Below are 10,562 nucleotides of genomic sequence, written 5' to 3'. Positions count from 1 at the left end.
GCTTTCTCCACCATCTTCGGTTTCGCCATGATCTGGCATATCTGGTGGCTGGCGATTGTTGGCTTCGCAGGCATGATCATCACCTGGATCGTGAAAAGCTTCGACGAGGACGTGGATTACTACGTGCCGGTGGCAGAAATCGAAAAACTGGAAAACCAGCATTTCGATGAGATTACTAAGGCAGGGCTGAAAAATGGCAACTGATACTTTGACGCACGCGACTGCCCACGCGCACGAACACGGGCACCACGATGCAGGCGGAACCAAAATCTTCGGATTTTGGATCTACCTGATGAGCGACTGCATTCTGTTCTCTATCTTGTTTGCTACCTATGCCGTTCTGGTGAACGGCACCGCAGGCGGCCCGACAGGTAAGGACATTTTCGAACTGCCGTTCGTTCTGGTTGAAACTTTCCTGCTGTTGTTCAGCTCCATCACCTACGGCATGGCGGCTATCGCCATGTACAAAAACAACAAAAGCCAGGTTATCTCCTGGCTGGCGTTGACCTGGTTGTTTGGTGCCGGATTTATCGGGATGGAACTCTATGAATTCCATCACCTGATTGTTAACGACATGGGTCCGGATCGCAGCGGCTTCCTGTCAGCATTCTTTGCACTGGTGGGTACCCACGGTCTGCACGTCACTTCTGGTCTTATCTGGATGGCTGTGCTGATGGTGCAAATCGCTCGTCGTGGACTGACCAGCACTAACCGTACCCGCATCATGTGCCTGAGCCTGTTCTGGCACTTCCTGGATGTGGTGTGGATCTGTGTGTTCACTGTTGTTTATCTGATGGGGGCGATGTAATGAGTCATTCTAACGTGAGCGGCGGCGCATCCCATGGCAGCGTAAAAACCTATATGACAGGGTTTATCCTGTCTATCATTCTGACGGTAATTCCGTTCTGGATGGTGATGTCAGGTTCTGCCTCACCGGCCGTAATTCTGGGAACAATCCTGGCAATGGCAGTGGTACAGGTTCTGGTGCATCTGGTGTGCTTCCTGCACATGAATACCAAATCAGATGAAGGCTGGAACATGACGGCGTTTGTCTTCACCGTGCTAATCATCGCCATCCTGGTTGTAGGCTCCATTTGGATCATGTGGAACCTCAACTACAACATGATGATGCACTAAGAGCGGCGGTTATGATGTTTAAGCAATACCTGCAAGTAACGAAACCAGGCATCATCTTTGGCAACCTGATCTCGGTGATTGGGGGATTTTTGCTGGCCTCGAAGGGCAGCATTGATTATCCCCTGTTTATCTACACGTTGGTTGGGGTGTCACTGGTTGTGGCGTCGGGTTGTGTGTTTAACAACTACATCGACAGGGATATCGACAGAAAGATGGAAAGGACGAAGAATCGGGTGCTGGTTAAAGGCCTGATCTCTCCTGCTGTCTCGCTGGTGTACGCCACGTTGCTGGGTATTGCTGGCTTTATGCTGCTGTGGTTTGGCGCGAATCCGCTGGCCTGCTGGCTGGGGGTGATGGGCTTTGTGGTGTATGTCGGCGTTTATAGCCTGTACATGAAACGCCACTCGGTTTACGGCACGTTGATTGGTTCTCTCTCTGGCGCAGCGCCGCCGGTGATCGGCTACTGTGCAGTGACCGGTGAGTTCGATAGCGGTGCAGCTATTCTGCTGGCTATCTTCAGCCTGTGGCAGATGCCTCACTCTTATGCCATCGCCATTTTCCGCTTTAAGGATTATCAGGCGGCAAACATTCCGGTTCTGCCGGTGGTGAAAGGCATTTCGGTGGCGAAGAATCACATCACGCTGTATATCATCGCCTTTGCCGTTGCCACGCTGATGCTCTCTCTTGGCGGTTACGCTGGATATAAATATCTGGTAGTCGCTGCGGCAGTTAGCGTCTGGTGGTTAGGTATGGCCCTGCGCGGTTATAAAGTTGCTGATGACAGAATCTGGGCGCGCAAGCTGTTCGGCTTCTCTATCATCGCTATCACTGCCCTCTCGGTAATGATGTCCGTTGATTTTATGGTGCCGGACTCGCATACGCTGCTGGCTGCCGTTTGGTAACGCGACATCTCTGTTAAAAAGGTGCTACGGCACCTTTTTTCTTAGCATTAGAAACATATCCCCCACGAAATATTTACTAAAAAATCCGCTTGTTTACCCCAATCGTTTACCGCTTTACACTAGTCGCGAATTTAAAATAGAGGTGGTAATGAACGATTATAAAATGACACCAGGTGAGCGGCGTGCGACCTGGGGTTTAGGAACCGTATTTTCATTGCGCATGCTGGGCATGTTTATGGTTCTGCCGGTTCTGACCACGTACGGCATGGCCCTGCAAGGTGCCAGCGAAGCGTTAATCGGTATTGCCATTGGTATTTATGGTCTGACCCAGGCCGTTTTTCAGATTCCGTTTGGCCTTCTTTCCGACCGCATTGGCCGCAAACCATTAATTGTTGGCGGGCTGGCGGTGTTTGCTGCCGGTAGTGCTATCGCTGCGCTCTCTGACTCCATCTGGGGAATTATTCTGGGCCGGGCGTTACAAGGCTCTGGCGCGATTGCCGCTGCCGTTATGGCGCTACTTTCCGATCTTACGCGCGAACAAAACCGCACCAAAGCGATGGCATTTATCGGCGTGAGTTTTGGCATTACCTTCGCCATTGCGATGGTGCTTGGCCCAATTATCACTCACAAACTTGGGCTACACGCGTTGTTCTGGATGATCGCTATTCTGGCAACGACTGGCATCGCGTTGACCATTTGGGTTGTCCCCAACAGCCGCACGCATGTACTTAATCGTGAATCCGGGATGGTGAAAGGCAGTTTCAGCAAAGTGCTGGCAGAACCGCGGCTACTGAAACTCAACTTTGGCATTATGTGCCTGCATATTTTGCTGATGTCGACCTTTGTCGCTCTTCCTGGGCAACTTGCTGGCGCAGGTTTTCCGGCGGCTGAACACTGGAAGGTCTATCTGGCGACGATGTTAATCGCCTTTGGCTCGGTCGTGCCTTTCATTATCTACGCCGAAGTTAAGCGCAAGATGAAGCAAGTTTTTGTTTTTTGCGTAGGACTGATCGTGGTTGCGGAAATCGTGCTGTGGAACGCACAAACGCAGTTCTGGCAACTGGTGGTCGGCGTGCAGCTGTTCTTTGTGGCGTTTAATTTGATGGAAGCCCTTCTGCCCTCGCTTATCAGTAAAGAGTCACCAGCAGGTTACAAAGGTACGGCGATGGGCGTTTACTCCACCAGCCAGTTTCTTGGCGTGGCGATTGGCGGTTCGCTGAGCGGCTGGATTGACGGCATGTTTGACGGTCAGGGGGTATTTCTCGCTGGCGCAACGCTGGCAGCCGTGTGGCTGGCAGTCGCCAGTACCATGAAAGAACCGCCGTATGTCAGCAGCTTACGCATTGAAATCCCGGCGGACATTGCCGCAAACGGTGCGTTAAAAGTGCATTTGTTGGAAACCGCGGGTGTCAAAGAAGTGTTGATTGCAGAAGAAGAACATTCGGCTTACGTGAAAATCGACAGCAAAGTGACGAATCGCTTTGAGGTTGAACAGGCAATTCGTCAGGCATAAAAAACGAGGCGAAATTGCCTGCTGCGCTACGCTTATCAGGCCTACAAAGTTGCAGCAATCTTTTGAATTTACAAACTGTTGTAGGCCTGATAAGGCATTCATGCCGCATCCGGCATGAATAAAACGCACGTATTCGCGATTAATCGCGGAAGTTTTTGAACTGGAACGGCTGACCGAGATCGCCACCGCGAACCATCGCCATGACAGCCTGCAAATCATCACGAGATTTGCCCGTTACGCGGATCTCATCGCCCTGAATTTGCGCCTGCACTTTCAGTTTACTGTCTTTGATCATCTTAACGATTTTCTTCTGGGTCGCGCTTTCAATGCCCTGTTTCAGTTTCGCTTCCACAAACCAGGTTTTACCGCTATGAACGATATTTTCCGGTACATCCAGCGAACTGCCTTCAATGCCGCGCTTCAGCAGCTTGGCACGCAGAATATCCAACAACTGATTGACCTGGAAATCGGACTCGCTCAACACTTTGATGGTTTTGCTGGCGTCGTTCAGCTCAAATGAGGCTTCAACGTTACGGAAGTCAAAACGGGACTCCACTTCGCGGCTCGCGTTATCTACCGCGTTACGCGCTTCCTGAAGATCAACTTCAGAAACAATATCGAAAGATGGCATCTTTTCCTCTCCCTTCATTTTTGATGCGAAGCATAATACCTGCAAAGTTAAATAACCGACAGTCCTGCACCAGGACGTATCCCTTAATTGTGCATAGTCACAACAGCATGCACAATTAAGGGATAGCCTTATTGAACACCCGGAGTGGTTGCGGGTGAGGAGGAACAATGAAAATTACCGTATTGGGATGCGGTGCCTTAGGGCAATTATGGCTTACAGCACTTTGCAAACAGGGGCACGAAGTTCAGGGCTGGCTGCGCGTGCCGCAACCTTATTGTAGCGTGAATCTGGTTGAGACTGACGGTTCGATATTTAATGAGTCTCTGACCGCTAACGATCCCGATTTTCTGGCCACCAGCGATCTGCTACTGGTGACGCTGAAAGCCTGGCAGGTTTCCGATGCCGTCAAAAGCCTCGCGTCCACACTGCCTGTAACCACGCCAATACTGTTAATTCACAACGGCATGGGCACCATCGAAGAGTTGCAAAACATTCAGCAACCGTTACTGATGGGCACCACCACCCATGCGGCGCGGCGCGACGGCAATGTCATTATTCATGTGGCAAACGGTATTACGCATATTGGTCCGGCCCGTCAACAGGATGGCGATTACAGCTATCTGGCGGATATTTTGCAGACTGTGTTACCTGATGTCGCCTGGCATAACAATATTCGCGCCGAGCTATGGCGCAAGCTGGCAGTCAACTGTGTGATTAATCCACTGACCGCCATCTGGAATTGCCCGAACGGTGAACTACGCCATCATCCGCAAGAAATTATGCAGATATGCGAAGAAGTCGCGGCAGTGATCGAACGCGAAGGGCATCATACTTCAGCAGAAGATTTGCGTGATTACGTGATGCAGGTAATTGATGCTACAGCGGAAAATATCTCGTCGATGTTGCAGGATATCCGCGCGCTGCGCCACACTGAAATCGACTATATCAATGGTTTTCTCTTACGCCGCGCCCGCGCGCATGGGATTGCCGTACCGGAAAACACCCGCCTGTTTGAAATGGTAAAAAGAAAGGAGAGTGAATATGAGCGCATCGGCACTGGTTTGCCTCGCCCCTGGTAGTGAAGAGACTGAAGCGGTCACCACTATCGACCTGCTGGTTCGCGGTGGCATTAATGTCACAACTGCCAGCGTCGCCAGCGATGGTAACCTGGCGATTACCTGCTCGCGCGGCGTGAAGCTGCTGGCGGATGCGCCGCTGGTCGAAGTTGCCGATGGCGAATATGACGTGATCGTACTGCCTGGTGGCATTAAAGGCGCGGAGTGTTTTCGTGATAACACTCTGCTTGTTGAAACTGTCAAACAGTTCCACCGTTCCGGGCGTATCGTCGCGGCTATTTGTGCCGTGCCAGCCACAGTGCTGGTGCCTCATGATATCTTCCCGATTGGCAATATGACCGGCTTCCCAACGCTGAAAGACAAAATTCCCGCTGAACAATGGCAGGACAAGCGCGTCGTCTGGGATGCACGTGTAAAACTGCTGACCAGCCAGGGGCCAGGTACAGCTATCGACTTTGGTCTGAAAATTATCGACCTGCTGGCTGGGCGCGAGAAAGCCCATGAAGTGGCATCACAACTGGTGATGGCGGCAGGGATTTATAATTATTACGAGTAGTGTCGGATGCGGTAAGCGTCGCATCTGGCCAGATGCGACGTAAAAACCACCAATTACGGGCGATACACCTTCACATTCTTAAAGCCCTGCTCGCGCAGATAGAGCGCCTGCAGACGGCTCATCACCCCACGCTCACACCACAACAGCCAGGTTTTGTTCTGGTCGAGATCGCCAAATTTGGTGCTCAGTTTATAGAACGGCAGAGAAACCACGTCGATGCCTTCAACTTTCAGCGGCTTATCTTCTTGTTCATCGATAGAACGGATATCGAGGATCACGTCGTTCGGGCCGAAACCATTGACGGTTTCCACTTCAACCACTTCCTGCTCGGTCTGCTGGGCGATTTCGCGGATATCAACGTTATTCGCTTCCTCAACCACTTTATCGAGAATGCTGAAGTCGAACTTCTCTTCTTCCGCTTCAATCTTCGACTTAACCGCTTTCACCGTCGGGCTTTTGGAGATCACGCCGCAATATTCCGGCATGGTGCGGGCAAAATCTTCAGTGCCAATCTGGCGAGCCAGGTTGATGATGTGTTCTTTGTCGTAAGAGATCAGCGGACGCAGGATCAGCGTATCGGAGACATTATCAATTAAACGCAGATTAGTCAGGGTCTGGCTGGACACCTGTCCCAGCGCCTCGCCGGTCACCAGTGCCTGTACGCCGTAACGTTCAGCCACTTTCGACGCGGCACGCACCATCATACGCTTGAGGATAACGCCCATCTGACCGTCGTCGATTTTCTCGAGAATTTCCCCGACTACCGGTTCGAAATTAATGGCGACAAAACGCACGCGGTGGGAGCTGCCAAAGCGATTCCACAGATAATGCGCCACCTGACGCACGCCAATTTCGTGTGCCGCGCCGCCGAGATTAAAGAAGCAGTAATGCACGCGGCAGCCGCGACGCATCAACATATAGCTGGAAACTCCGGAGTCAAAACCGCCGGAAATGAGCGACAATACATCTTCCTGAGTGCCGATCGGGAAACCGCCAATGCCTTCGTAGCGGCCTTTGATCAGCAGGAGACGATCGTCTTCGACTTCCAGATGGACAGTCACTTCTGGATTCGTCAGCTTCACGCGTGCGGATTCAATATGTTGATTCAAACCACCACCGACGTAACGTTCTACATCAATTGAGCTAAAATCATGCTTACCGCGGCGCTTCACGCGCACGCAGAAGGTTTTGCCTTCCAGCTGATCGCGATACTGAACCAACGCTTTCTCAAAAATATCGTGCATGTCGGTAAACGGCACGTCTTCGACTTCGAGAATATGGTGGATACCCGGAATGCGAGTCAGGGCGTCGCGGATGGCCAGACGCTGGTTTTCATCTTTCGCGCGAACTTCGATGTTATCCCAGTGGCGGACAACAGCGAGCGTCTCATCATAGTGCTTTAAAACGTTACGAATGTTCCCGGTAAGGATTTTTATAAAGCGCAAGCGCACAGATTGGCTCTTGATGGTGATTTCCGGGAACAATTTAATGATAAACTTCATGGCGGCAATGGTTCGTTGGCAAGTCTTAAGCGACTTGTTTAGGGAAAAATACAGCAGCCCACACCTGCGGCTGCATCCAGGCGCGGAAGTATACCACTAACATCGCTTTGCTGCGCACATCACCTTACCATTGCGCGTTATTTGCTATTTGCCCTGAGTCCGTTACCATGACGGGGCTAAAAATATTGAGAGTCAGACATTCATTATGCCGAAGAAAAATGAGGCGCCCGCCAGCTTTGAAAAGGCGCTGGGCGAGCTGGAACAGATTGTGACCCGTCTGGAAAGTGGCGACCTACCGCTGGAAGAGGCGCTGAACGAGTTCGAACGCGGCGTACAGCTGGCACGTCAGGGGCAGGCCAAATTGCAACAAGCCGAACAGCGTGTACAAATTTTGCTGTCCGACAATGAAGACGCCTCTCCAACCCCTTTTACACCGGACAATGAGTAATGGACTTTCCGCAGCAACTCGAAGCCTGCGTTAAGCAGGCCAACCAGGCGCTGAGCCGTTATATCGCCCCACTGCCCTTTCAGAACACTCCCGTGGTCGAAACCATGCAGTATGGCGCATTATTAGGTGGTAAGCGCCTGCGGCCTTTCCTGGTCTATGCCACTGGTCAGATGTTCGGCGTAAGCATGAACACCCTGGACGCACCCGCCGCCGCCGTAGAGTGTATCCACGCTTACTCATTAATTCATGATGATTTACCGGCAATGGATGATGACGATCTGCGTCGCGGTTTACCAACCTGTCATGTGAAGTTTGGTGAAGCCAACGCAATTCTCGCTGGCGATGCTCTGCAAACGCTGGCGTTCTCGATTTTAAGCGATGCCGATATGCCGGAAGTGTCGGACCGCGACAGAATTTCGATGATTTCTGAACTGGCGAATGCCAGCGGTATTGCCGGAATGTGCGGCGGTCAGGCATTAGATTTAGATGCGGAAGGCAAACACGTACCTCTGGACGCACTCGAGCGTATTCATCGTCATAAAACAGGCGCATTGATTCGCGCCGCCGTTCGCCTTGGTGCATTAAGCGCCGGAGATAAAGGACGTCGTGCTCTGCCAATTCTCGACAAGTATGCAGAGAGCATCGGCCTTGCCTTCCAGGTTCAGGATGACATCCTGGATGTGGTGGGAGATACTGCAACGTTGGGAAAACGTCAGGGTGCCGACCAGCAACTTGGCAAAAGTACCTACCCTGCACTTCTGGGTCTTGAGCAAGCCCGGAAGAAAGCCCGGGATCTGATCGACGATGCCCGCCAGTCACTGAAACAACTGGCTGAACAGTCACTCGATACCTCGGCACTGGAAGCGCTAGCGGACTACATCATCCAGCGTAATAAATAAACAATAAGTATTAATAGGCCCCTGATGAGTTTTGATATTGCCAAATACCCGACCCTGGCACTGGTCGACTCCACCCAGGAGTTACGACTGTTGCCAAAAGAGAGTTTACCGAAACTCTGCGACGAACTGCGCCGCTATTTACTCGACAGCGTGAGCCGTTCCAGCGGGCACTTCGCCTCCGGGCTGGGCACGGTCGAACTGACCGTGGCGCTGCACTACGTCTATAACACTCCCTTTGACCAGTTAATCTGGGATGTAGGACATCAGGCTTATCCGCATAAAATTTTGACCGGACGCCGCGACAGAATCGGCACCATCCGTCAGAAAGGCGGCCTGCACCCGTTCCCGTGGCGCGGCGAAAGTGAATATGACGTATTAAGCGTCGGGCATTCATCAACCTCCATCAGTGCCGGAATTGGTATTGCTGTTGCTGCTGAAAAAGAAGGCAAGAATCGCCGCACCGTCTGCGTGATTGGCGACGGTGCGATTACCGCTGGCATGGCGTTTGAAGCGATGAACCACGCGGGCGATATCCGTCCTGATATGCTGGTGGTCCTCAACGACAATGAAATGTCGATTTCCGAAAATGTTGGCGCGCTCAACAACCATCTGGCGCAGCTGCTTTCCGGTAAGCTTTACTCTTCATTGCGTGAAGGCGGGAAAAAAGTTTTCTCTGGCGTGCCGCCCATTAAAGAGCTGCTCAAACGTACCGAAGAACATATTAAAGGCATGGTGGTGCCTGGCACGTTGTTTGAAGAGCTGGGCTTTAACTACATCGGCCCGGTTGACGGTCACGATGTGCTGGGGCTTATCACCACGCTTAAGAACATGCGCGACCTGAAAGGCCCGCAGTTCCTGCATATCATGACCAAAAAAGGTCGTGGTTATGAACCGGCAGAAAAAGACCCTATCACCTTCCACGCCGTGCCTAAATTTGATCCCTCCAGCGGTTGTTTGCCGAAAAGTAGCGGTGGCCTGCCGAGCTATTCAAAAATCTTTGGCGACTGGTTATGCGAAACTGCGGCTAAAGACAACAAGCTGATGGCGATTACGCCGGCGATGCGCGAAGGTTCCGGCATGGTCGAGTTTTCACGTAAATTCCCGGATCGCTATTTTGATGTAGCGATTGCCGAGCAACACGCGGTGACCTTTGCCGCTGGTCTGGCGATTGGTGGTTACAAACCTATCGTGGCAATTTACTCCACCTTCCTGCAACGCGCCTATGATCAGGTGCTGCATGACGTGGCAATTCAAAAGCTGCCAGTCCTGTTTGCCATCGACCGCGCAGGCATTGTTGGTGCTGATGGTCAAACCCACCAGGGCGCTTTCGATCTCTCTTACCTGCGCTGCATTCCGGAAATGGTCATTATGACCCCGAGCGATGAAAACGAATGTCGCCAGATGCTCTATACCGGCTATCACTATAACGATGGCCCGTCAGCGGTGCGCTACCCGCGCGGCAATGCCGTCGGCGTTGAGTTGACGCCACTGGAAAAACTACCGATTGGCAAAGGCATTGTGAAACGTCGTGGTGAAAAACTGGCGATCCTTAACTTCGGTACGCTGATGCCGGAAGCGGCAAAAGTCGCAGAGTCGCTGAACGCCACGCTGGTCGATATGCGTTTTGTGAAGCCGCTTGATGAAACGTTAATTCTGGAAATGGCCGCCAGCCACGAAGCGCTGGTAACCGTTGAAGAAAACGCCATTATGGGCGGCGCAGGCAGCGGCGTGAACGAAGTGCTGATGGCACATCGTAAACCCGTGCCAGTGCTGAATATTGGCCTGCCGGACTTCTTTATTCCACAAGGAACTCAGGAAGAAATGCGCGCCGAACTCGGCCTCGATGCCACCGGTTTGGAAGCCAAAATCAAGGCCTGGCTGGCATAATCCCTACTCCA

Annotated in this window: 11 protein-coding genes and 1 pseudogene; 10 read left to right on the top strand and 2 right to left on the bottom strand. The window is 52.1% G+C overall.

All coding sequences use genetic code 11. The features are described from left to right. From H9644_RS21650 to H9644_RS18495, 5 genes and pseudogenes are all read left to right on the top strand, one after another. Window positions 1-204 (top strand): annotated as a pseudogene (locus H9644_RS21650) (cytochrome o ubiquinol oxidase subunit I); the annotation flags it as partial. After that, window positions 194-808 (top strand): cytochrome o ubiquinol oxidase subunit III, encoded by a 615-nt coding sequence (locus tag H9644_RS18510; RefSeq protein ID WP_000179822.1) that lies wholly within the window; start codon window positions 194-196, stop codon window positions 806-808. The pseudogene H9644_RS21650 and the gene H9644_RS18510, both read left to right, overlap by 11 nt. After that, a complete protein-coding gene (locus tag H9644_RS18505) occupies window positions 808-1,137 on the top strand; it encodes a cytochrome o ubiquinol oxidase subunit IV (protein WP_000019801.1) in 330 nt (109 codons plus the stop codon). Before H9644_RS18510 ends, H9644_RS18505 begins: the two co-directional genes overlap by 1 nt. Window positions 1,138-1,148: 11 nt before the next feature. Beyond that, entirely contained in the window at window positions 1,149-2,039 is an 891-nt protein-coding gene (gene cyoE, locus H9644_RS18500) for a heme o synthase (protein WP_000971336.1), read from the top strand. Between the two features lie 148 nt (window positions 2,040-2,187). Then, window positions 2,188-3,552 carry an MFS transporter gene (locus H9644_RS18495; RefSeq protein ID WP_191775854.1) on the top strand — a complete coding sequence of 455 codons (1,365 nt, stop codon included), beginning with the start codon at window positions 2,188-2,190 and terminating at the stop codon, window positions 3,550-3,552. Window positions 3,553-3,691: 139 nt separating this feature from the next. Here H9644_RS18495 and yajQ read toward each other — a convergent pair whose 3' ends face one another. Beyond that, a complete protein-coding gene (gene yajQ / locus H9644_RS18490; RefSeq protein ID WP_001138904.1) occupies window positions 3,692-4,183 on the bottom strand; it encodes a nucleotide binding protein YajQ in 492 nt (163 codons plus the stop codon). A gap of 167 nt (window positions 4,184-4,350) precedes the next feature. On the opposite strand from yajQ, the gene panE reads away from it, so the two are divergent. Next, a complete protein-coding gene (gene panE / locus H9644_RS18485) occupies window positions 4,351-5,262 on the top strand; it encodes a 2-dehydropantoate 2-reductase (protein WP_000705865.1) in 912 nt (303 codons plus the stop codon). Continuing rightward, window positions 5,225-5,815, top strand: a complete 591-nt coding sequence (gene yajL / locus H9644_RS18480; RefSeq protein WP_191775851.1) for a protein deglycase YajL — start codon at window positions 5,225-5,227, stop codon at window positions 5,813-5,815. The genes panE and yajL overlap by 38 nt, the downstream gene beginning before the upstream one ends. Before the next feature lie 53 nt (window positions 5,816-5,868). Here the strand turns inward: yajL and thiI are convergent, their stop codons facing one another. Next, window positions 5,869-7,317, bottom strand: coding sequence for a tRNA uracil 4-sulfurtransferase ThiI (gene thiI / locus H9644_RS18475; RefSeq protein WP_130206242.1), 1,449 nt, complete (start codon window positions 7,315-7,317; stop codon window positions 5,869-5,871). A gap of 205 nt (window positions 7,318-7,522) precedes the next feature. On the opposite strand from thiI, the gene xseB reads away from it, so the two are divergent. Genes xseB through dxs form a run of 3 tightly spaced genes read left to right on the top strand, consistent with a single transcriptional unit; the run spans window position 7,523 to window position 10,551 of the window. Further along, on the top strand, window positions 7,523-7,765 hold the full coding sequence (xseB, locus tag H9644_RS18470) for an exodeoxyribonuclease VII small subunit (protein WP_191775848.1): 243 nt from the start codon (window positions 7,523-7,525) through the stop codon (window positions 7,763-7,765). Continuing rightward, on the top strand, window positions 7,765-8,664 hold the full coding sequence (gene ispA / locus H9644_RS18465; RefSeq protein ID WP_064527136.1) for a (2E,6E)-farnesyl diphosphate synthase: 900 nt from the start codon (window positions 7,765-7,767) through the stop codon (window positions 8,662-8,664). The genes xseB and ispA overlap by 1 nt, the downstream gene beginning before the upstream one ends. Window positions 8,665-8,688: 24 nt before the next feature. Continuing rightward, window positions 8,689-10,551, top strand: a complete 1,863-nt coding sequence (dxs, locus tag H9644_RS18460) for a 1-deoxy-D-xylulose-5-phosphate synthase (RefSeq protein ID WP_064527134.1) — start codon at window positions 8,689-8,691, stop codon at window positions 10,549-10,551. The last annotated feature ends 11 nt before the right edge of the window (window positions 10,552-10,562 follow it).

Source organism: Escherichia whittamii (assembly GCF_014836715.1).
Lineage (GTDB): Bacteria > Pseudomonadota > Gammaproteobacteria > Enterobacterales > Enterobacteriaceae > Escherichia > Escherichia whittamii.
Note: the sequence above shows the minus strand (reverse complement) of the source record. Positions and strands in the feature narration are given on the sequence as shown.